This window comes from Enterococcus ureasiticus, from assembly GCF_001730285.1.
Classification (GTDB): Bacteria; Bacillota; Bacilli; order Lactobacillales; family Enterococcaceae; genus Enterococcus_L; species Enterococcus_L ureasiticus.
On sequence record NZ_MIJZ01000012.1, the window covers coordinates 56,695 to 80,382 of the forward strand.

At 35.7% G+C, this 23,688-nt stretch carries 19 protein-coding genes and 1 other annotated feature; of the genes, 7 read left to right on the top strand and 12 right to left on the bottom strand.

Annotated features, from left to right (window positions below; all coding sequences use genetic code 11):
• Window positions 1-110: 110 nt before the first annotated feature.
• Both BCR21_RS06365 and rnjA read left to right on the top strand, forming a co-directional pair.
• Window positions 111-323: a DNA-directed RNA polymerase subunit epsilon gene (locus BCR21_RS06365; RefSeq protein ID WP_069645646.1), complete on the top strand. Its 213-nt coding sequence runs from the start codon at window positions 111-113 to the stop codon at window positions 321-323.
• A 1-nt stretch (window position 324) separates the two neighbouring features.
• Window positions 325-1,995 carry a ribonuclease J1 gene (rnjA, locus tag BCR21_RS06370; RefSeq protein ID WP_069645647.1) on the top strand — a complete coding sequence of 557 codons (1,671 nt, stop codon included), beginning with the start codon at window positions 325-327 and terminating at the stop codon, window positions 1,993-1,995.
• 56 nt (window positions 1,996-2,051) lie between these two features.
• On the opposite strand, the gene BCR21_RS06375 is transcribed toward rnjA, so the two are convergent.
• On the bottom strand, window positions 2,052-2,501 hold the full coding sequence (locus BCR21_RS06375) for a universal stress protein (protein ID WP_069645648.1): 450 nt from the start codon (window positions 2,499-2,501) through the stop codon (window positions 2,052-2,054).
• Between the two features lie 177 nt (window positions 2,502-2,678).
• On the opposite strand from BCR21_RS06375, the gene BCR21_RS16985 reads away from it, so the two are divergent.
• Window positions 2,679-2,828, top strand: coding sequence for a hypothetical protein (locus BCR21_RS16985; RefSeq protein ID WP_167351769.1), 150 nt, complete (start codon window positions 2,679-2,681; stop codon window positions 2,826-2,828).
• Between the two features lie 320 nt (window positions 2,829-3,148).
• Here BCR21_RS16985 and BCR21_RS06380 read toward each other — a convergent pair whose 3' ends face one another.
• The 4 genes from BCR21_RS06380 to BCR21_RS06395 all read right to left on the bottom strand — a co-directional run bounded on the left by BCR21_RS06380 (window position 3,149) and on the right by BCR21_RS06395 (window position 6,379).
• Window positions 3,149-3,349 (bottom strand): cold-shock protein, encoded by a 201-nt coding sequence (locus BCR21_RS06380; RefSeq protein ID WP_010760372.1) that lies wholly within the window; start codon window positions 3,347-3,349, stop codon window positions 3,149-3,151.
• A 148-nt stretch (window positions 3,350-3,497) separates the two neighbouring features.
• Window positions 3,498-4,166: a RadC family protein gene (gene radC / locus BCR21_RS06385; RefSeq protein ID WP_069646029.1), complete on the bottom strand. Its 669-nt coding sequence runs from the start codon at window positions 4,164-4,166 to the stop codon at window positions 3,498-3,500.
• Between the two features lie 86 nt (window positions 4,167-4,252).
• Window positions 4,253-4,912 carry an HAD family hydrolase gene (locus BCR21_RS06390; protein WP_069645649.1) on the bottom strand — a complete coding sequence of 220 codons (660 nt, stop codon included), beginning with the start codon at window positions 4,910-4,912 and terminating at the stop codon, window positions 4,253-4,255.
• 147 nt (window positions 4,913-5,059) lie between these two features.
• A complete protein-coding gene (locus BCR21_RS06395) occupies window positions 5,060-6,379 on the bottom strand; it encodes a bifunctional folylpolyglutamate synthase/dihydrofolate synthase (protein ID WP_069645650.1) in 1,320 nt (439 codons plus the stop codon).
• A gap of 364 nt (window positions 6,380-6,743) precedes the next feature.
• On the opposite strand from BCR21_RS06395, the gene BCR21_RS06400 reads away from it, so the two are divergent.
• The 4 genes from BCR21_RS06400 (at window position 6,744) to BCR21_RS06415 (ending at window position 13,852) form a co-directional block, all read left to right on the top strand.
• A complete protein-coding gene (locus BCR21_RS06400; protein WP_069645651.1) occupies window positions 6,744-9,305 on the top strand; it encodes a YfhO family protein in 2,562 nt (853 codons plus the stop codon).
• A gap of 26 nt (window positions 9,306-9,331) precedes the next feature.
• Entirely contained in the window at window positions 9,332-9,925 is a 594-nt protein-coding gene (locus tag BCR21_RS06405) for a TVP38/TMEM64 family protein (protein ID WP_069645652.1), read from the top strand.
• A 603-nt stretch (window positions 9,926-10,528) separates the two neighbouring features.
• A complete protein-coding gene (locus tag BCR21_RS06410) occupies window positions 10,529-10,978 on the top strand; it encodes a DUF1307 domain-containing protein (RefSeq protein WP_069645653.1) in 450 nt (149 codons plus the stop codon).
• 21 nt (window positions 10,979-10,999) lie between these two features.
• Complete coding sequence (locus BCR21_RS06415) at window positions 11,000-13,852, top strand: BspA family leucine-rich repeat surface protein (RefSeq protein ID WP_069645654.1); 2,853 nt, start codon at window positions 11,000-11,002, stop codon at window positions 13,850-13,852.
• A gap of 106 nt (window positions 13,853-13,958) precedes the next feature.
• On the opposite strand, the gene BCR21_RS06420 is transcribed toward BCR21_RS06415, so the two are convergent.
• The 7 genes from BCR21_RS06420 to BCR21_RS06450 all read right to left on the bottom strand — a co-directional run bounded on the left by BCR21_RS06420 (window position 13,959) and on the right by BCR21_RS06450 (window position 23,522).
• Window positions 13,959-16,604, bottom strand: coding sequence for a valine--tRNA ligase (locus BCR21_RS06420; RefSeq protein ID WP_069645655.1), 2,646 nt, complete (start codon window positions 16,602-16,604; stop codon window positions 13,959-13,961).
• Between the two features lie 75 nt (window positions 16,605-16,679).
• Window positions 16,680-16,899 (bottom strand) — a binding site (T-box leader).
• Window positions 16,900-16,943: 44 nt separating this feature from the next.
• The gene (gene tpx / locus BCR21_RS06425) at window positions 16,944-17,435 is read right to left on the bottom strand and encodes a thiol peroxidase (protein WP_069645656.1); all 492 of its coding nucleotides are present in this window, start codon (window positions 17,433-17,435) and stop codon (window positions 16,944-16,946) included.
• Between the two features lie 144 nt (window positions 17,436-17,579).
• Entirely contained in the window at window positions 17,580-18,233 is a 654-nt protein-coding gene (locus tag BCR21_RS06430) for a redox-sensing transcriptional repressor Rex (RefSeq protein ID WP_069645657.1), read from the bottom strand.
• A gap of 151 nt (window positions 18,234-18,384) precedes the next feature.
• Window positions 18,385-19,590, bottom strand: coding sequence for a tRNA uracil 4-sulfurtransferase ThiI (thiI, locus tag BCR21_RS06435; RefSeq protein ID WP_069645658.1), 1,206 nt, complete (start codon window positions 19,588-19,590; stop codon window positions 18,385-18,387).
• Between the two features lie 44 nt (window positions 19,591-19,634).
• A complete protein-coding gene (locus tag BCR21_RS06440) occupies window positions 19,635-20,783 on the bottom strand; it encodes a cysteine desulfurase family protein (RefSeq protein ID WP_069645659.1) in 1,149 nt (382 codons plus the stop codon).
• Window positions 20,784-20,905: 122 nt separating this feature from the next.
• Window positions 20,906-22,627: a septation ring formation regulator EzrA gene (gene ezrA / locus BCR21_RS06445; RefSeq protein WP_069645660.1), complete on the bottom strand. Its 1,722-nt coding sequence runs from the start codon at window positions 22,625-22,627 to the stop codon at window positions 20,906-20,908.
• Between the two features lie 229 nt (window positions 22,628-22,856).
• Window positions 22,857-23,522 (bottom strand): HAD family hydrolase, encoded by a 666-nt coding sequence (locus BCR21_RS06450; protein ID WP_069645661.1) that lies wholly within the window; start codon window positions 23,520-23,522, stop codon window positions 22,857-22,859.
• Window positions 23,523-23,688 lie beyond the last annotated feature (166 nt).

Consider the following 23,688-nt stretch of genomic DNA (forward strand, 5'->3'; position numbering starts at 1 on the left):
AATTGTTTTTAAGGTGGTCAACCACCTCATTTTGTTGTGTTCAAAAATTACAGTAAGAAAATATAAAAATAAATAATTAACTGCTTTGGCAGATAAAGGAGAAAAAACATATGATCTATAAAGTTTATTACCAAGAAACAAAAATAAGAAACCCAAAAAGAGAAGATACAAAATCTATTTATGTTGAAGCAGAAAGCGATGTTATCGTGCGTCAACAAGTAGAAGAAAATACCCCATACAACATTGAATACATTCAAGCACTTGATGAAAATCACCTAGCTTATGAACAAGAGCACGCGGAATTCTCTTTAACGGAGTTTTAATATGAAAGTAAATATAAAAAACAATGAAACCGGCGTTTTTGCAATAGGCGGTTTGGGCGAGATCGGAAAGAACACTTATGGGGTTCAATTTCAAGATGAGATCATCATTATTGATGCTGGAATCAAGTTTCCAGAAGATGATTTGCTTGGGATCGACTATGTTATTCCAGATTACAGTTATATCGTTCAAAATCTGCATAAAGTTAAAGCGTTAATTATCACTCATGGACACGAAGACCATATCGGTGGTGTACCATATTTATTGCGTCAAGCTAATATACCGATTTATGCTGGTCCTTTAGCTTTAGCTTTGATTACCAATAAATTGGATGAACATGGTTTATTGCGGGATGCTGAACTTCATGAAATCAATGAAGATACTGTAATTCGTTTCCGTAAAACTGCGATCAGCTTTTTTAGAACAACACATAGTATTCCTGATGCCTTAGGTGTAGTTGTTAAGACACCGTCAGGAAATATCGTTGCAACAGGAGATTTCAAGTTTGACTTTACCCCAGTTGGTGAACCTGCAAACTTGCATCGTATGGCAAAATTAGGAGAAGAAGGCGTCTTATGCCTACTTTCTGATAGTACGAATGCGGAAATTCCAACCTTTACTAAATCAGAAAAAACGATTGGTTCTTCTATTTTAAAGATTTTTGAAAAAATAGAAGGAAGAATCATCTTTGCCAGTTTTGCTTCAAATATTTTCCGTCTCCAACAGGCGGCGGATGCCGCTGTTGCAACGGGACGTAAGATAGCAGTGTTTGGTCGTAGTATGGAGAATGCAATTGTGAACGGTGAACACTTAGGCTATATCAATGTGCCAAAAGGAACATTTGTGGATGCTAGTGAGCTGAATCAACTACCTGCTGGTGAAACGATGATTTTATGTACGGGTTCCCAAGGTGAACCGATGGCGGCACTGAGTCGAATCGCTAACGGAACGCACCGTCAAATTTCAGTACAACCAGGTGATACAGTGATCTTTTCAAGTTCTCCGATTCCTGGAAATACAACAAGTGTTAACCGTCTGATCAACTTGCTTTCAGAAGCAGGTGCTGAAGTTATTCATGGAAAAATCAATAATATCCATACTTCTGGTCACGGTGGCCAAGAAGAGCAAAAATTGATGTTGAGTTTAATGAAACCTAAATATTTTGTGCCCGTTCATGGTGAATTTAGGATGTTAAAAATCCATGCGTCGTTAGCACAAGATGTTGGTGTACCTGCGGACAATTGTTTCATTATGGAAAATGGCGATGTGCTAGCTTTAACATCAGATAATGCTCGTATTGCCGGACACTTCAATGCTAGCGATGTTTATGTAGATGGTAATGGTGTCGGTGATATTGGAAATGTCGTCTTGCGTGACCGCCGAATTCTTTCAGAAGAAGGTTTAGTTTTAGCAGTAGCGACTGTCGATATTAAAAATAAAGAAATTTTGGCTGGTCCAGATATTTTATCTCGCGGATTTGTCTATATGAGAGAATCAGGCGAAATGATTCATGAAGGACAGCGTTTATTGTTCAATGCAATCCGTGAAGCATTACGAGATGAAAATTGTACAGAAGCGAAATTGTGTGATGCGATAACAGCCGCATTACAACCGTTCCTGTTTGAAAAAACAGAACGTCATCCAATGATTTTACCAATGATCATGACTTCATGAGTTTGAATACAAAAAAAGCAACTGACATATTTCATTTGTCAGTTGCTTTTTTATTTCTATACTACGTTATTCACTACTAAAACATTCGCTTTTGTATGGTTAACAACATAAGAAGTCGTTGAACCTACCATCAATCTTTCAAAACCATTTAAACCAGTTCTACCGATCACAATTAAGTCGATTGGTTCTTTTGACTCTGTAAAATCAGCAATCAACGTTTTCGGATAGCCATACATAACGTATGTGTAAACTTGGGATACTCCTGTTTCAAGAGCTTTTGACTCTCTTTTTTTCATTTCATCTTCTTCTCTTGTACGAAGATCTTCCATCAGTGTTCCCATCGACATTGTTAGTTCGCCAAAATAATTACCCATCTCTTCAATAACAGATAAAATGTGTAAAGCTGCGCCATTTCGTTTAGCAATCTTGATTGCTTCTTGAAAAGCTTTTTCTGACTGATCAGAACCATCTACAGCCACTAAAATATTTTTATAGGTCTCTTCCATGATAAAAACCTCCTTCTAGGTACTTCTATTATACTACTTAAAAGGGCTTTCAACAAAAATACTGCCGAGTAAAAAAACTTTCTTCTTTACACTTCTAAAAAGCCATGTTATAGTAATCATGGAATTTCGTTATCAGATATCGTTGCCTTTCATAAGAATCAAGAGAGGAGAATTATTATGACATTTGGTAATAAAGTATTAAAATACCGTGTAGCACTTGATACAGAGAGAAATTTGTTTATGGCTATCGATGCAAATAACCAAGCAAATATCGCTTATGGTATCACGATTACACAAGCAGTAAAAGAATTGAAAAAATCTATTTAAGGAGTTATCAACCTAAATGAGCGATTCAAGTTCTAATACGATTTAAAGGCATCCAGTGAATGGTAAATCACGGATGCCTTTTTTGTTTTGTGCTAGATTTATTCTTACTTATTTTTTTGATCTTAATTGAAACGTATTTGCTTTATAATTGAGCCATTCCTTTGATTTTTTTGGTGTAAACTATAGATATTTCACTAGTACGGTCACCACTCTCCCTTTGGTCGCTTAGTACTATTAAACATCTGCACTACTTCTCAATCGCAGTGTTTCACAGCAAAAAAAAACATCTGACAAATGTCAGATGTTTTGGAATGGATTGATTAGTTTTTTACAACGTTAACTGCTTGAGGTCCACGATCTGAATCTTCAACGTCGAAGCTTACTGATTGGCCTTCTTCGATTGTTTTGAATCCTTCACCTTGAATAGCTGAGAAATGTACGAATACATCGCTACCGTCTTCGCGAGAGATAAATCCAAATCCTTTTTCTGCGTTAAACCATTTTACTGTTCCTTGTTCCATTCTTTTGTTCCTCCTCGTGCTTAAGCACTAAATATTGTAACATTGCCCGTGTACGATAGAGGGTTTTAAAATTAAAACTTCTATATTGTCCCAAACAAGATTACACCTATATTGTACATGCGAACCCTTATTTTTGCAAGAAATCTAGCTAGTCTGCCGCAAAAAAATTTTCTTCTCTCATGCTGATGTAAACTTGTTCTCCAATGATGATATGATCCAAAACCTCGATTCCCATCATCTTTCCACATTCCTGCATTCTTTGTGTAAAATGAATGTCACTTTCTGATGGAGTTGGATTACCGCTTGGATGATTATGAGCGAGGATTAAACGTGCCGCAGAACATTTCACTGCACTGCGAAAAATCTCTCTTGGATGTGCTACTGACTGGTTCAGGGATCCTTTAAAAACAGTCTCTTGTTTAATCACTTCATTTTTAGTATTTAAATACAAGCAGACTAAATGCTCTTGTTGAAAATCCTGTAATTCATAAATCAGATTTTGGGCAATTTGATAACTGGAAGAAACCTTTCCTAACTTCAATTGAGTACTTTGTTGAATTCGATAACCAAACTCTATTGCAGCTCTTAATTCAATTGCTTTGATTCGACCAATTCCTTTGGTTTCCATCATTTCGGTAAGTGTCGCATTTTTCAATTCATATAAGTGATTGAAATAATTCAAAAATTTGGACGCTACCTCCATCACATTCGTATTCTTTGAACCCGTTCTTAGTAAAATTGCTAACAATTCTTGGTTTGATAAGGCTTTTTCACCTACGACTTCTAAACGTTCACGAGGTAAACAATCTTCCGGCATTTCTCTAATAAATAATTTTTCTTCTTTGATCAAAAAATCACTCCTTTATGCTCTTCTAACAAAAGATACGCAAAGGAGTCAGGTTTTTATTTTTTTAAATAAACTGGAGCTTGAGTTAAACTCTCAAAAATTTCCAACGTTTTTGCTTTGATTTCATCGGTTGGTGCCAACAGATCTGGAACCATGATCACAGGAATTCCTGCTGCATCAGCCGCTGTTACACCATGAAATGAGTCTTCAAAGATCAAAGTGTTCTCTGCCTTTGTCCCAAGATTAGCTAAGGCTTTTCTAAATATTTGTGGGTCTGGTTTTGCTCGGGTCACATCTTCTGCCGATACAATTCCTGAAAAGCGTTCCTTGATCCCAGCACCATCTAATAATAATTCGATTGCCGGGCGGACATTACTTGAAGCAACAATTCTGGGAATCTCTTGTTGATCAAGATAATCGAGTAAGTCTAGAACCCCCTCTTTTAATGGAACTTCGCCGGCTTCAAATACTTGATAGGTATCATCATACGAACGCTGGATAAACTCGTCTACTTTTTCTTTACCGAAATCTTTATAGATTCGATGATAATTTTCTTGCACCTCTTCATCCGACACACCTACAAATTCTAAATAAACTTCTTTGCTGTATGGAATGTTCATCGCATCTGCTATTTTTTGAGATGACTGATAATAAATCAGTTCTGTATCAAATAATAGACCATCCATATCAAAAATTACCCCATCGATTTTTTTCATGATTTCCTCCTTGTATAATAATTAATGATCAACAGTTTCTTTGAAACTCTTGTACTTTTCAATATCAGTTCATTTTATTCACAGCTTTTCAAAGCAAAAGCTGGTCGAGCTGGTTTTGCCTTTACTAAAAAATAGGAAAACATGAGGCTAACTCTCATCACCAGATCCTATATTCAATAACAATTCACGAACTTGTGAAACAAAATAAAGTGAACCCGTTACTAACATCAAGTCATCTGCCGACATTTTTTCCAAAATCTCACCTAAGCCAAATTGCCATAAGGAAACGATCTCCGTTTTATCATCTTCAAAATGTTCCATTTTAGTTAAATCGATCGCTCTAGGATAATCAAAGGTAGTCAAATACAGATGTACATTAGGGACTTTCCTTAATATTGCAATCATCTGATCGATATTTTTTGACTCTAATGCTGAGAATAAAATATGGATATCCAGATTTGGAAATTCCTTTTTCAGATTTTCAGCTAAACGGCGCATAGCATGGTCATTGTGTGCACCGTCTAAAATAATCAATGGTTCATCACTGATTTTTTCCATTCGAGCTGGCCACTGAGCCTGAGCCAACCCTTGATAAACATCTCTATCTGTAAAATTGATTTGCTGCATTTCGCAATAGAGATAAAATAGCTGAATCGAAACGGCCGCATTTTCTACTTGATGACGACCTAATAAAGGCACTTTGACTTTAGGCAATTTGCCTGATTCACCATAAAAATCAAAGATCTCCCCCCAATTTTTATCTGGATGTCGGTATTCTGCTTTGTAGTCTTTTTCATAACGATACACTCTACTGTGTTTTACTGCGGCGACTTCATTGATCACAACAAACGCTTCTTCTTCAATATTGCCGGTCACAACAGGTATTCCCTCTTTAATGATCCCAGCTTTTTGGAAAGCAATTTTTTCAAGCGTATCGCCTAAAATTTCTGTATGGTCTTTTCCGATCGTAGTGATTGCCGTTAGCATTGGTTTCACTACATTAGTACTGTCTAATAACCCACCAAGTCCAACTTCGACAATGGCAATATCTACTTGTTCATCTAGAAAGTAATCAAGGGCCATAACCGTCAATGTTTCAAATTCAGTGATTCCAGCACTTTCCGGCTGCTGATCCATGTCTTTGATCAACTCTTGATATTTTTCCACATATTGGATGATATGATTGTCTGAAATCCCATGTCCGTTAATGGCAATTCGTTCATTAAAGTGCTCGATATACGGAGAAGTAAAAGTTCCCACAGTGAGTCCTAATTCTTCTAACATACAGCGTAAATATGTTACTGTAGAGCCTTTCCCATTTGTGCCTGCAATGTGGATCGTCGGTACTTTTTCTTCTGGATTACCGACTCTTTTCAATAATGCTTCCACTCGATCGAGACCTGGTCTAGATCCAAATGGTAGTCTACTATGAATCCAATCGATTGCTTCTTCTATCGTCAACGACATCTTATCAACTCCTCATTCTCTATTATATCGAAAGCTGGAGTGCTTTTCACTAATTAACGACTTTAATTCTGTAAATGATTGATTCCATAAAAAAAGAGTAATCAAATGGTTCCGTACTTTTAAATAAAAACAACTATGATAAAATAAACAAGACTCGATGTATGAACTGAACACAAATTCTTTTGCATCAAGACCTAATCCCATGATAGACTAGAATCTTAGAGAGAAATCTAATCACGTTTGTTTTATAAATAACGAGTTTCAAAAATAATATTGTTGTAGGTAGTTCGCTTGATTTTTCAGGGTTGATTGAACCTTTATCCTAAAACAGTTACAAATTATTAGAATAGAGGAGCAGTATACTATGTCAAAAACGAAAAAAAAATTATTAGTCAGTGGAAGTTTTTTTCTTCCTTTCTTATTATTAATCATACTTTGGTCGATTTTAGGTTTAGCACCGTTTGGAAATAACAATCTCTTGGTTAGTGATTTAGGGACGCAATATATGCCATTTTTAAGTGCGTTTAAGCAGTTTTTCCAAGGAAAGACTGATTCCTTGTATTCATTTTCTGATGCACTCGGTGGAACTATTTTACCCTTAAGTGCTTATTATTTATTAAGTCCGTTCAATATTTTAGTCTTGCTGTTCTCTTATGAGCAGTTGCCAATCGCTATATTATTGATTATTACGCTAAAAATTTCCCTCATGGGCAGTTCAATGTTTTATTATCTTCAAAAAACATATCGTCAATCAACTATTTCAACATTGCTTTTTTCAACGTCTTATAGCTTATGTGGTTTTGTGACGGTCTATTGTTTGAATTTTATGTGGTTGGACGCATTGATTTTACTTCCTTTACTGGTATTAGGAATTCAGCGGTTATGGGATCACAAGAAATATGTTCTTTATTCAGCGGCCTTATTTTTGGCTATCGTAACAAATTATTATATGGGCTATATGCTCTGTATTTTTGCTGTGTGCTACAGTCTTTATTGGTATTATCAAAAAACAGAGTCAGCTGAAAAGAAATCGATTTGGCTATTTATTAAGAATGGTCGTTTGTTTTTTGTCACGTCTTTTCTAACAGGAATTAGCACCAGTTTCATTTTGATTCCTGCTGTAGAAGGAATGTTGGCGACAAAAAAGACTAATTTTGAGTGGCAAACTTTTTTACCCACACCTAATTTTGGCTTTAATTTTCTTTCCCAATTAGGTCTTGGTAGTGTTAATTTTGAATGGCGTTTAGAACATTTGCCGACGATTTTTTCTGGTATCTTGATGGTCTTGTTTTTTATCGCTTATTTTCAACTATCGGCTATTTCAAAAAAGGAGAAAATTGGTGCTGCGTTTTTAGTTGGATTTATTTTCTTGAGTTTCTGGTTGGAACTTGTCAATACGATTTGGCATATGTTTCAAAGTCCTGCGGGATTTCCGTATAGAAATACATTTATCTTTAGTTTTTTGATGATAAAATTTGCGTATGAAGCCTTTCTGAAATTAAAGGAAGGGGCAAAATTAAAAGTTGTTGTTCCTAGTATTTTTTCTGGATTGTTGCTTTTTGGTTATATTGCTTTAAAATTTTCAAAAGAGAAAATCTTTTTATTGTCCGATTATTATGTTGTTATCAGTCTAGTTAGCATTTGGTTGACCTTTGGGTTGGTAGTCTTGATTCAAAAAATGCATGGAGCAAAAAAGAACGGTCTCTACCTGTTCTTATTCTTAGTTGTTTGCGCTGAATTAATCTTTAATTTTTGGATCAGCTTTAAGGATATTCCATTTGGAAATCAAGAAAAATTTGCGCAAACCTATCAGATTCAAGATGAAATCATTTCTGATTTACAAAACGAGCATCCTCATTTATTCCGAATAAAACAAACGATTGATTCCGATGCTGCAGGTTATAACGAGAAAAACAATGGTTACAATAATCCGATTCTGTATGGCTATGCTGGCGTTTCCAGCTATACCTCTACGCTGGATGCTAAGACCCAGGATACCTTGAATGCTTTAGGCTTATATCAAAAAAATGATCGCAGAATTGCTTATGTTGATGAGTCAAAAGTGATCAACTTACTATTAAATGTGAACTATCAATTAACTCCTGAGCTTAAATTTTACCAGAAAAATATTTCAAGTGATCCCTCAACAAATGTTTATGAAAATGAAGAGGCAATCGGTATGGGCTTTTTAGTTCCACAAGCATTTGCTGATCTTAAATTAGCTGAAAATCAGCCTCTAAAAAATCAGGAAATGATTTTACAGCAGATCCAAAAAAATAACCAAGCTTATTTTCAAGAAACACAAAAAATAGCTTGGTCAGAGCAAGCTGATCATCACTACACACTCAATACAAAAACAACCACAGATGGCGAACTTCATCTTTATGCACCAGAAATCGACTGGAAAAAAATCACTTCATTTAAAGTAAATGGAGAAAAAATCCAGCCTGCAGTTTATATTGCAACAAATCAATTATTTAATCTTGGCTACTTCAAAAAAGATGACGTCGTTCAGCTACAGCTTGAGTCCGAAAATGAGCTTGAGGACAAAAATATTGAATTAAAAACATTGCAGCAAGAAACCTTTCATTCATTTATTACCAAACAAAAGTCACAAGCAATTCAGCTTGAAGAAGAAGTCTCAGGTACATTGACCGGAAAAATCACCGTAACAGATCCAGAAAATTCATTACTTTACTTAGCGATTCCATATGATAAAAATTGGCAGATCACAGTCGATGGAAAAAAAGTCAAAGCTAAGTCAGTTCTAGGTAATTTTACAGGAATTGAATTAACGTCTGGAAGTCACGAAATTACGATGCATTACCAGCAACGAAATTTCATTGTGGGAGTTTTGATTAGCATTTCTGTTCTTTTGGGGGTATTATTTTATCAATTATTAAAAAGAGTTAAGAAAAGAATTTAAAATGATTATGAGGGGAAACGACAGCCATGGGGAAAAAAATTATCCATCAGATTATTTACTTGCTACCTATTATAGGAATTGTTTGTTTTACTGGTTTAATTATATACGGTTATTACAAAGGTATTTTCCATTCGGTTCATTCTTTACAAGATTTTATGAAGCAATTTGGTGAATATGCTGTGTTGATCTTTATCTTTTTACAAATGATCCAAGTAATTGTACCGATCCTTCCTGGAGGTATTTCGACGGTTGTTGGCATGTTAATGTTTGGTAGTCTTCAAGGTTTAGTCTATAGCTATATCGGTTTAATGATAGGAGATATCATTGTTTATTGGTTGGCACGATATTATGGTAAGCCTTTTGCACAGCTTATTCTTTCGAAAAAAAAGTACTTATCCTTCGAAAAGATGTTAGACCGACCTGAAAAGGGTATTAAGAAATTGATGATTGTTACGTTGTTGGTTCCTTTTGCCCCCGATGATTTGACTTGTTTAGTCGCAGGCTTAGCTGATTTGCCATTTAAGGAATATATGAAGATTTTATTTCTCTTTAAATTTTGGTCCGTTGCGACGTATGGATATATATTGTTATTCTTTTTTAATCGATTTTTGATTAATTAAATACAGATATAAAAGCAAGTACGATTTTGATGTTAATTATCAAAATCGTACTTGTTTTTTAGATTTTTATTTTTTCTCTTGACCCAATTTCCCCCTTAGAAAAGCTCAATCCCTCTATAAAATGTAAAATCCTACCCAAAAGTTTTCAGACAGATTAGAAAATTCCAGTAAAATTAGGTACAACCAAAAGAGCTATGCTTGTGTGCTGTTGATTGGCAACTTGTATATAGGTGGGCAAGGCCTCATCATTAGATTGTCGCCAAGTGGTGAAGTGCCTTTTTCTTTTAATTTGATATAACCTTTTTTGCTTAAATTTGTAGAATAGAAAAAACGATATCAGGACACTTCCCAGTATCGTTCACATAGTCTCTAAGAATCATCTCCTTATATCTAAGAAAAAATAATAAAACAAAATTTTTATCTATTTTTCTCCTGCTAAATTTTGAATACAATGATAATTAAACACCAATTAATAATTTAAATATTATATACGAAATTAATTTACTTAAAAACAAAATATAATACATAATGTGATAAAATAATTATATATATATATCGAATTTACCATCGGTATATATTATATCTTTATAAGGAGGTGAACAGATGAAAAAATTTTATAAGGTTGTTGGTACAAGTCTTTTATCTTTATTATTCATGTCTGCTTGCAGTGCTAAGGAACAAATCTCTACGTATACACTGAAAGATGACGATGAAAATGTCTCGATTCAAAATAGTTATAAAGAAGATACATTGCTAAAACAAACTATCAAAACAACGATCCAATACAAAACAATTGGCGTAAAAACAAAAGCCAAAGCAGAGAAACTATTAGAACCAAGCAAAGAACTTTTTACCAATAAAAAAGGCATTCACTATTCTGTCGATTTTAGAGAAAAAGAAGCCGTGGAAACAATTGAAATCGACTTAAAGGAAATTTCTACAGACGATGCAGAAACTTTACCGTTGATCTCTTTACCCAAAGAGAATTTGGATTCAGCAAGTGTAAAAGAAAATGAAAAACAATTAACAAATTTAGGTTTTAAGAAGAAGTAGAACGATTCAAAAGGAGAAATTATGAAAAAGAATGACGTGATTAAAGGTTTGATGGTAATAGTATTGATTGGATTCGTTGGTTTACAATCTCCTACAGTTTTAGCAAATGAACAAAGGGAACCTATACCATCCATTGATTCTAGTGAAGTAAAAGAATCTACAGATGTCTCAGAAGCAGTTGTAAAAACAACAACCGAAGAAAGCACTATCGAAACAAAAGACGCAGGGCAATCTACTGAAAAAGGTACGAAAACTATTACTGAGGAAGACAAAGAAACAGTGACAGGAACCTTTGGAACAGTTCCATGGACTTTGGAAATAGAAACAGAAACACTTGTTTTTGGAGAGGGAGAATTTCCCAATACAGATGAGTCATCAAGTATTCACAGCATCATTGAAAAATCGCTTCCAAAATCCATATATATTAAAAAGATAGTTTTCACGAAACCTGTTATAGCCAATAAAAATTCTAGTTATTTATTCTCATGGTTATACTACTTAAATTCTATTGATGGCGAAGAATTATTAGATACCAGTAATGTAACTGATATGAATAATTTATTTAAAAGTGCACACTTTTTAAAAGAATTAGATCTGAATAATTGGGACACTAGTCAAGTAACTGATATGTCTTATATGTTTAGGGAGGCGTTACGTCTCAGAAAACTTGATGTAAATAAATGGGATACTAGTAAAGTGAGCAATATGGCTGGTTTGTTTTTATATACAAATTATATGAGAGATATAGATCTGAGTAATTGGAATACTAGTAACGTAACGAATATGTCGAGTATGTTTCTTTGGTCGGCTTTGACAACCCTTGATTTAAATCAGTGGGACACTCGTAACGTAACGAATATGTCGAGTATGTTCGAGTATGCTAGAGATCTTAGCACACTCAATGTGAGCAAATGGGACACTCGTAACGTAACCGATATGAATGAAATGTTTGCTAACGCATCAAAGCTAACAACAATAGATGTGGGGAAATGGAATACTAGTAACGTAACCGATATGTATAGAATGTTTGCTAACGCATCAAAGCTAACAACAATAGATGTGAGTATATGGAATACTAGTAACGTAACCAATATGGCGAATATGTTTGAGGTTGCTAGTGAGTTAAGCACACTCGATGTGAGTAAATGGAATACTGGTAACGTAACTAGGATGGAGTGCATGTTTAATGGTGCAAGTAGTTTAACGGAACTTGATGTAAGTAAATGGGATACTAGTAACGTAACCAATATGTCAGTACTATTTGCTTTCACAAATCTAACAACAATAGATGTGAGTAAATGGAACACTACGAACGTAACCAATATGGCGGCAATGTTTGTTAACACACCAAATCTAACAACAATAGATGTGAGTATATGGAATACTAAAAACGTAACCGATATGAGGGCATTGTTTCAGGGAGCATCAAAGCTGACAGCAATAGACGTGAGCAAATGGGATACTAGTAATGTAACCAATATGGAGACATTGTTCGCTGCCACATTAAGTCTAACAGCAATAGATGTAAGCAAATGGAATATTACTAATGTAACTAATATGTCGTATATATTTTTTAATACCCGTTTTACTACATTAGATTTGAGTCAGTGGGATACTCGTAACGTAAGGACTTTGAGTAATATGTTTAGTCAAAGCTCAATAGACACTTTAATTTTAGGAGAACATACTCTATTAAAAAATTCTAATCTTCCAGAGAAAAATGATGATCCATATACTGGAAACTGGACATTAGTCTCCCCTGACACACAAAATAGTTATTCTAGCAGTGAAGATTTTATGACAAACTACGACGGTACGAAAACTGGAAAATACGTTCGTGAAAAAGTTGAAGATAACACAAAAGTAACAGGAATTGAACTCACTCCTCCTACCATAGAATTAGCAGTATCTGAAAAAACAACAGTACAATCTAAAATTATACCTGATACCGCAAGTAATAAAAAAGTCAGTTATACCTCGTCTGACAATGCTATAGCGACAGTATCTGAAGATGGTGTTATAACAGCTCTAAAAAAAGGAACGGCTTTTATTACTGCGACAACCTCAGATGGCGGCTTAAAAGCGACCAGTACTGTTGCTATTGTGGAACCAAGTTCATTATTGATTGATCCGTTCTACTTAGGAATTGATAGCTATGTAACGGGAAGCATAGATCCTAGTTCATCTGCTAAAAAAGTTCAATTAGTCGTAAATGGTGAAGTAATTACTACATCGATGATATTCAGCGATGGCAGTTTCGAGCTAGATACAAAAGGAATGATCACCAAAGTAACGGATAAAGTGGAAGCCATTGCATTAGACCGAAAAAATAAAGAACTAGACCGAACTAGTGTAACTATCGAGGAAAAATCCTACAACTTAACCGTGAATCCCTACACTTTATACGAAGAGTCGACTGTTACTGGACAAACCGATTATTTCCATACCCATGTAGCCTTACTAATTAATGGTGAGGAAGTAGAACGTAAACCGTTATCCTCAACAAGACAGTTTAGTTTTGATGTAGAAGGGTTGATTGAATATGCAGATGATGAAGTAAATATCGTTGGTTATCGTTATGACGATGAAATTACTCGGAAAGAAGTCGCGATTCAAGAACCTGTGATAGAAATGGCTCTATCTCCATATAAAGTAGATGATCCATATGTTACTGGAAAAGTGACTGGAAAATCTGCCAAAAATGTTCGTTTATATGTGAACGGTAGAAGACAACAAACCGTTAAAGTGGCTGAAGATGGCACATTTAGCTTATTAGGGATGGCTATTTTATCACCTAAAGATAGAGTGCAAGTGGCTGTTTTAAATGATTCAGGAATTGAGATTAAGCGATTCGCTGTTACAGTAACCAATTAAAGTAATTAATTAACTTCAGAAATAATGTGATTAAATTAATAATGACTATAAAAAAAAGGAACAATAATCAAATTCTTACCTGATTATTGTTCCTTTTTTTTATTTCTTAATTCACTGTACGAAGTTGCGCAATTCGTTCTTTCACAACCACTTGTTTTTCTAAATAATCTTTTTCTTTTGCTTTTTCAGCTTCCACAACATCATCCGGTGCGTTAGAAACAAAGCGTTCATTCGCTAATTTCCCTTGAACACGTTTGACTTCTTGCGTCCATTTATCTAACTCTTTCTCTAAACGGGCTATTTCTTCTTCCACGTTGATCAAACCAGCTAATGGCAAGTATAGTTCAGCTCCTGTTAGAACCGCTGACATCGCTAATTCTGGTGCAATAATGTCACTTGCGATCGTCAACTCTTCTGGATTACAGAAACGCTCGATGTAATTTGTATTTTCGATCAAGAATTTATCAATCGTTTCATCACTTGTTTTGATCAATAATGTGATTGGTTTTGACAGTGGTGTATTCACTTCTGCACGAATATTACGCACCGCGCGAATCACCTCTTTTAAGACTTCCATACCGCGAGCGGCTGTTTCATCTGAAAATTCTTCATGGACAACTGGGTAATCCGCAACCACAAGAGATACCCCTTCATGCGGAATATTTTCCCAGATTTCCTCTGTCACAAACGGCATGATTGGGTGTAATAGACGTAAAATTTGGTCTAGTGTGTACACTAAAATGCTGCGTGTTGTTTGTTTTGCAGATTCATTTTCTCCGTAAAGAATTTCTTTGCTCATTTCAATATACCAGTCACAGAAATCATCCCAGATGAAATTGTATAACTGACGACCAGCTTCACCAAATTCAAAACGGTCAAATAAATCAGTAACACGAGCAACTGTTTCATTTAGACGCGTTAATATCCATCGATCTGCTACAGTTTTTTCACCACTAAAGTCAATATCTTCATAAGACATTCCTTCAACATTCATGATTACAAAACGACTAGCATTCCAGATTTTATTGATAAAGTTCCAAGATGCATCCATTTTTTCATAGCTGAAACGCATATCTTGACCTGGTGTTGAACCATTTGACATAAACCAGCGCAAAGCATCTGCCCCATATTTATCGATCACTTCCATTGGATCGATTCCGTTACCTAGTGATTTACTCATTTTACGTCCGTCTTCTGCTCTGATCAAACCATGCATCAAAACATTTTTAAACGGTGCTTTTTCAGTAAACTCTAAACTTTGGAACATCATGCGGCTAACCCAGAAGAAGATAATATCGTAGCCTGTCACTAATGTACTTGTTGGGAAATAACGCTGATAATCAGCTGCTTCCTCATCTGGCCAACCCATTGTTGAAAATGGCCATAGCGCTGAACTGAACCATGTATCTAGTACATCAGAATCTTGTGTCCAATTTTCTGCATCAGCTGGTGCTTCCATGCCAACATACATTTCACCCGTTTCTTTATGATACCAAGCAGGAATTTGATGTCCCCACCATAATTGACGCGAAATTACCCAGTCATGAACATTTTCCATCCAACGTAAGAAGGTTTGGTTAAAACGTGGTGGATAAAATTCTACTGCATCGTCTGTTTCTTGATTTTTGATGGCTTTTTCAGCAAGGGGGGCCATTTTAACGAACCATTGTGTAGACAAACGAGGTTCAACAACGACACCTGTCCGTTCTGAATGTCCAACGCTATGATTCATTGTTTCGATTTTAATTAAACGACCCATTTCTTTTAGATCAGAAACAATCAATTTACGTGCAGCGAAACGATCCATGCCTGCGTATTTTCCAGCTAAGTCGTTCATAGAACCATCTTCATTCATTACATTTACGCGAGGTAAATCGTGACGGTTACCTACTTCAAAGTCATTGGGGTCATGAGCTGGCGTGATTTTTACTACCCCTGTCCCAAATTCCATATCCACATACTCATCGGCAATGATCGGGATTTCTTTATCTACTAAAGGTAATGTGACTGTTTTACCGATCAACGCTTGGTAACGCTCATCATCAGGGTGAACCGCGATCGCTGTATCTCCCAACATTGTTTCAGGACGAGTCGTTGCAATTTCCACAACGCCTGTTCCATCAGTCAGTGGATAACTCATATGATAAAACGCGCCTTCGATATCTTTGTGGATAACTTCAATATCAGATAAAGCTGTTTTTGCTTTTGGATCCCAGTTGATGATGTATTCGCCACGATAAATTAGGTCTTTTTCATATAATGAAACAAAGACTTTGCGAACAGCTTCAGACAAGCCTTCATCTAAGGTAAAACGTTCCCGGCTATAATCTAAAGACAAACCCATTTTCGCCCATTGTTCACGGATATGAGAAGCATATTCTTCTTTCCAATCCCACACTTGCTCAACAAATTTTTCACGACCTAAATCGTAACGAGAAATATCTTGTTCTGCTAATTTTTCTTCTACTTTTGCTTGAGTTGCAATACCAGCATGGTCCATTCCCGGCAGCCACAATGTGTCAAAACCTTGCATTCTTTTTTGACGGATGATCATATCTTGTAAAGTCGTGTCCCAAGCATGACCTAAATGGAGTTTACCAGTAACGTTTGGTGGTGGTATTACGATTGAATAAGGTTTTGCTTCTTTATTGCCATTTGGTTTGAATAAATCTTGATCTAGCCATTTTTGATAACGACCCTGCTCCACTTCAGTGGGCTGGTACTTTGTCGGTAGATTTTTTTCTTCTGACATACAAGTTCCTTCTTTCTGTTTTTAATTCAAATTATAGTCGTGATGCACATAAAAAAGCCCTAAAATACTTTCGTATTTTAGGGCGTATAGACGTTATACGCGGTACCACCTAAATTGTGTCTGACTGTCCAAACACCGCTCATTCGTGAGGTAACGATCACTACTCGAATCATTCTACTACATTCAAATCATCGACTCCCAAGCTACCTTCTTACTGGTTATGTGAAAATCTTCCACCAAACGATTTTCTCTCTATAACGATGCCAGTAGTACTCCTCTTGTTCACAGTCTTTGTTACATTTTAACATTGAAGTTGAATAGAAGTCAATTTGAAAAAGATTAACGTGCTGCTTTTGCTTGTTCTAGCGCAGTAGCATAATCTGGTTCTTCCGCAATTTCTGTAGAAATCGCTTCGTAAACAATATTACCTTCTTTATTGATCACAAAAATGCCACGAGCCAAACGTCCCATTGCAGGAATAAATAAACCGTATACTTCACCAAATTTACCTTCAGTATCATGTAAAATTTCCATATCGACACCCTCAGCTGCACACCAATTTGCTTGTTCTTCTTTTGTGTTATTAGAAATCGTAATGAACTTTACCCCTTCGACGTTCGCCGCTTCTTGGTTAAAACGTTTTGTTTGTAACGAACAGATCCTAGTATCGATATCAGGGACAACACTGATTAAGACTGGAGTACCAGCAAAATCTGCTAGGTTTACTACTTCATCGTTTAAATTTTTTAATGAAAAATCTGGTGCTTTGGTTCCTACCTCAGGTTGTACACCAATTATTTCTACTTCTTCGCCTTTTTTTGTTACTATCATTATTTTTCTCCTCCTAATTTAAAAGCTGAATGAGCTGCTGCCTCACAAAGCTTGATATTTAAGCTTCAAAAGCTCAGCAAGTTAAAATGATCTTTCTCTATTTAGTATAGAGGAAGGAGGAAGAGATGACAAAGTTCTTGCTTTCTATGCTTTTTTACTTGAAAAAGTTTCGTCAAAATAAATCAATGTTTGCAGTTCTGTCGTTAAATCAATATATTGCACATTGACATCGTTAGGTACTGTTACACGATCAGGCGCGAAATTCAAAATCGCTGTAATTCCAGCATCAACGATTTTATCAATGGCTTCTTGTGCAAATTGGCTAGGTACTGTGGAAATCGCAACCGTGACACCTGTTTTTTTAACTTCTTCCGCTAAATTTTCCATTGGTTGGATCATGATGTCATCAACCGATAATCCTACAAGTGCTTCTTCCGCATCAAATGCACAAACAATATTCAAGTTCTCGTTTCTACGGAAATTATTTTTAACCAACGCTTTCCCTAAATTGCCACAACCAATCAATGCAATTCGTTTTTCTTCTTGCGTATTTAAAATTTGGCTAAAAACTTCAATCAAGTAAGGTACATCATAGCCATAACCACTGCGTCCCAATTCACCTAAGTGAGAAAAATCACGACGAATCGTTGCTGGAGGCACTTGGATCACGTCACTAAATTCTTTTGACTTGATTCGTGTTACACCAGAATCTCCTAGCATTTTTAAATAACGTAAGTACAATGGCAACCGCTTAGCTGTAGCTTTGGGCATTGTTTTTTCTTTATGTAATTCTTTCATATTTCCCCTCCTTGTTACTAATTTCACATATATATAGTTTAGCATGCTTGTATGTTGTGGGCAACTTGTTTGTGAAAAAAAAGGGAGGTATTAGAAAAAACTAATAAAAAGAACAGATTCGATAGCGGTATCAAGTCTGTTCTTTCAACTTTTAGAGTAAATCAGAAAATTCTTCGTTTTGTTCACTTAATTCAGTTATTTCACTAACTTTTAAACCAGCCATTGACCGTGCCATCAATCCTTCTATATCTAATCTGGCTTCATAGGCTTGTGCTTTATCTAATTTCGGTCTCGTTTTTGGTTGAGGTGGCGCAAAAATCGTACAGCAATCTTCAAATGGTTGAATCGCTAGCTCAAAAGTATCAATTTTTTCAGCAATTTCGATGATTTCACCTTTATCCATCGATACAACTGGACGAATAATCGGTGTTGTAGTAACTTCATTGATTGCTACCATACTCTGCAAGGTTTGTGATGCAACTTGACCCAATGATTCTCCATTAATGATGACTAATCCTTTTCGTTGAACACGTATCGCATCAGTCAAACGCAACATCATTCGGCGTGTTACCGTCATTAAATAACCTTCTGGTACCACTCGTTTGATTTCTTCTTGGATTTCAGTGAAGGGTACTTCAATAAATTGAATACTACCAGCATATGGTGCAATTTTTGCAGCTAAGTCTTTAGCCTTTTGTAGTGCTTGCTCGCTTGTATATGGCGGGCTGGCAAAATGAACAGCTTCAACTTCCACACCGCGTTTCATTGACAAGTACCCTGCAACAGGTGAATCGATCCCACCAGAAAGCATCAGCATACCACGGCCACTCGTTCCGACAGGTAATCCACCAGCACCACGAATCGTTTCATATGAAAGATAAGCACCTTCTTTGCGGATTTCTACACGAATATTGATATCCGGCTTTTTCATTTGTACAGCTATTTCTGGGAAAAGCTCAAAAACGGCACCGCCAAGTTCTCGGTTTAATTCATTTGTATCCAATTCAAAACTATGATCAGAACGTTTAGAGGTGATTTTAAATGTTTGTCCTGGCTGATAAGCAGATTTGATGATCGTTTGAACCATTGCACGAATTGCCGGCATTGTTTTTTCTACACGAACGCTTGGCGAAAAGTTTTGAATACCGAAGACTTTTTCTAACTTAGGTAAGATTTGTGTGCTGTCTTCACCATTTAATATTAGGTGCATCCGATCTCGGTCAGCATGGATTTTGACAGCTGGAAAATCACCAAGTACTCTTTTGACATTTTGTGCTAGTTGGGAGATAAATAATTTTCTATTTTTTCCTTTAGTTGAAAGTTCGCCGTAGCGAACCATGATTTCAGTATATTTCACAAGTTTTCAATCCTTTTCTGTAAAGCTTGATTTTTTTGATTCTCTTAGCCGTTTAACACCAAGAATTTTTTATATAGTTGATTAAAAATAATCATAAACTGTTCTGCTTCTGCAATCGTATTGCTTTCATCCAAACTGACACGGATGGCCGATGTCGCTAAAGAGTCAGGGACTTTCATGGCATGTAACGTGCTGCTAGCCATTTTTTTTCGACTGGAACAGGCGCTAGTCGTTGATGTGTAGATTTGTTTTTCTTCTAACGCATGTACAAGTACTTCTCCACGGATTCCTTTTAAAGCAAAACATAAAATATGCGGTGCAAAGTCCGCTGTTTCTTTTGAAAATACTGTAACATTCGAATATTCCTGCAATGCCTCAATCAAATAACGACGGATAGTTGAAGTGTGGTCTGGTTTTTCAGTTTTCTTGTCTGTATACAAACGCAAAGCTTTAGCCATAGAAACAATACCCGCAACATTTTCAGTTCCGCTTCTTTGATCATTTTCTTGACCTCCACCCGTTAATAACGGCGCAAGCTTACGACCATGTTTCCAATAAATAAACCCTACACCTCTAGGACCATGAAACTTATGAGCAGAAAAAGTCGCGAAATCTACACGCGGTGTTAGCCATTGTTCCTGACTAACTTTACTAATTGCCTGAACCGCATCCACATGAAAATGAATCGTTGGATAATTTGCTAAACAGTCACTAATTGCTTGGATGGGTTGGATCGATCCTATTTCATTATTGACTGCCATGATCGAAACGAGAATCGTATCCTTGCGAATTAGTTTCGCTAATTCATCGACTATTACAAAGCCACGTTCATCAACAGGAGCGATTGAAAGCTCGAATCCATTTTCTGCAAGTTGTCTTGCTGTTTCAGAAACAGCTGGATGTTCAATATTCGAAATAATAATATGACGACCAAAAGATTTTTTTTCTAAAGCTGTTCCTTTTAAAACCCAATTATCACCTTCTGTTCCGCCACTTGTAAAGAAAATCTCGCTTGGCTTCACTTGAATCAAGTCTGCTATTTGCTTACGCGCTTGTTCTAACAAACGATTCGCCTGATTTCCCAAGTCATGTAAACTAGACGGATTACCAATAATACGTTGACTTACTTTTATATATGTATCTAACGCTTGAGGATAAATCGGTGTTGTTGCACTGTTATCAAAATATATCATCTTAAAAAACCTTCTTCTTTTGAAATTCTTTCCTATTATATACTTTCTATTTTTGTAGTTCAACCAAACAAACAGAATTAATCAAAATAAAAAGGTGAGACACATGTCTCACCCTAAATTCTTTAAATTGCATCAAGATTATTGAAGTAGAAATCTTCAATTCTTCTAAACGCGCCTGGCTCCACTCGTTCAAGTGCAGTGCCAATCTCATCTAGAGCATCTTGATATCTGTATTCTTTCGAAAATAGTTCTAAACTGTTTTCCATTGCCACACGAATTGCTTCATGTGTATGACGGTAACGATTCGCATATTGCATCATTTGTTCTGTCAATGCAGCGGAGTTAACTAAATCATTCGTTTTCTTATCTAGTAATTCTAAATCTTCATTACAAAGATCAGAAAGCTTTTTGATTTCTTCCATATTGATACGAATTCGATTCAATGCCTTGCTTAGCTCTTCAATACGATCTGTTGCTACAAAGAAAAACTCTAAGTAATCAGCTGGTAATCCTGGTAAACGTTGTTTTTCAACATGACGTTTGATATTACGTAGTCGGAAATCATATTGATCAACTTTTTCTTGAGCAGCTTTTTCACCTTTGCGTAATTCTTTTAATGAATCATCAATTTCAACTTGTTGATTTTCAATGTCATCTAATATCTTGTAACAATCTTTAAAGAATGCTTGTACTTCAGAATAAGGAACTGTATGTTCTTTCATTTTTGGTTCAAAATCTTCATAACGGCGAATCAGCTCTTCGATTTCTGTTTGGAAACCTCTTGAACGTCCTAACTCATTATGGTTCAATGTGTAGCTTTGTGATGTATGATCTAATTCAATCATCAACTGACGATTATTTTTCAGTGCATGGGCGATATAATCACCAACGACTTTCTGATTCGTCATCACATATTTCTTCGCGTTGATCTCACGTTCCATGATTTCGTATAATGCATCAATTGCATTAGCTGTATCACGATTAGCTACTTCTACTGCATCAACTTCTGTCTTCTCTAAATCGACTGTTGAATTTTTCACACGTTTTTGAACACGTCTTAGTTCATCTTCGAAATTCTTTTCAGGGAAAACATAATGATCTGCAAGTAGACGTTTGTATCCTTCTTCAATCTCTTTTAATTGATCAGGGAACGTTCGATTCAATTCGTCATAAAGTGGTGGAATACGTTTCATCACGTCGTCTAATTCATAGGTATGACGTTCAGCGTTTTCTAAAACTTCACGCGCTTCGATCGGATCTCCAGAAGTATTTAGTGTCACAAACTGAGTAAATTCGATTTCGATATTTTTGATTTGTTTTTGTAACTCAGGATAGGCAGAGCCAAATTCTGATTTTTCATCATGAAGTAATTTACTGATTTCTTCATAAACATCTAAAGCTTTTTGTACTTCAAGTGAATTACGCTCTTCACTCTCACGTAGTTCTTTCAAACCATTACGGATGATCTCAACTTCTGATTCCATCTCAGTCATCGTTTGATCAGCTTCAGCAACTGCTTTTTTTGCTTTCATAAAACGGAAGGTTTCATTTAAATTTTCGACTTCAAAAATCTGACTTTCTAGCTCCGCAAAAGAACGAGTAGAAATCTCAGTCCAACGTTGATTCCATTCTCTAAACGTGTTCTGACTTTGCCCGACCATGTGCATCTTTTTGACATCATCGACCTCTTCAATCACTGGTAAGTCGAACAGCTCTTCTTTCCTCTTTTCCAGATCATCGAGTTTCATTTGATTTTTCTTTCTCATAAAATAACCAACTAAATACAAAACTGCTGCGATGATTATTATAGCTAAAACTACGATAATGATCAGATTATTCTTCATTCATGGTTCCTCCGTTTATTTATCCATATATGATTATACAACCGCTGATAAATAACAAAATCACTTCTATCTACAATTGCATTACTCTCTTATCTACATAAAATCCTTAAAAACACCTACAGAAAATTATACCACAATCCACGCTATCAAGCACTAGTTAATTGTAATTTCTTAATAAATGTTTTGACTTTGTAATATTGTGATGCTTCCGTCCACATTACTATCAAGTTTAAACGATAACTTCCACTTCTTGCAACTTTTTACACATATCACTCAATGTATCCAATTGTGCGTCTGCTAACTGCTGTTCCATTCCAAAACGAATGTCTTTTATAGCCCAGACGGTCATACCTGCATCATGTGCTGAGCGTATTCCTTTTTCTGAATCTTCAATCGCAAGACAATTTTCAGGCTCGATTCCTAATTCACTAGCAGTATATTCATAAATTTCGGGTGCGGGCTTACTTTTTTTAAATTGAGTTCCACTGACAATCACATCGAAGTAACTGGCTAATTGCCCTGCTTTCAATACCTCTTGGATTGCATCCTTCATTGATGAAGAGGCCAAACCGATTTTGTACCCTTTTCTTTTAAGAAATTGTAAGACTCGTTTTGCATCTGGATCGATCATACTACCATAATCGATGGGATGATCGATTTTATATTGTAAATATTTTTCAGTTAGGAAGGATTCATCATAGTTTGTATCATTTACTTCTAGAATCGTCTCCCATAGACTTCGCATATCTGCTCCAACAAATTCAGGAATCGGTATTTGTTCAATGGATAGATCGTATTCTTTAAGAAAGGCTTGTCTACGTTGATAATAAAACTCTTCACTATCAACCAATACACCGTCCATATCGAAAATAATTCCTTCATATCTTTGTATCATTTTGGTGCTCCTTTTTTTACTATTCTTATTCAGCTCTACCAGTCTAACAAAAGTTTGAAAAAAAATGAAGAAATTTGTTGAAAAAGAACGGAAAAGATTAAATAATTGTCCATTTTACGGTTGCTTTTCATAGGATATTTCGGTATTCTTTTACTATTATAATGAA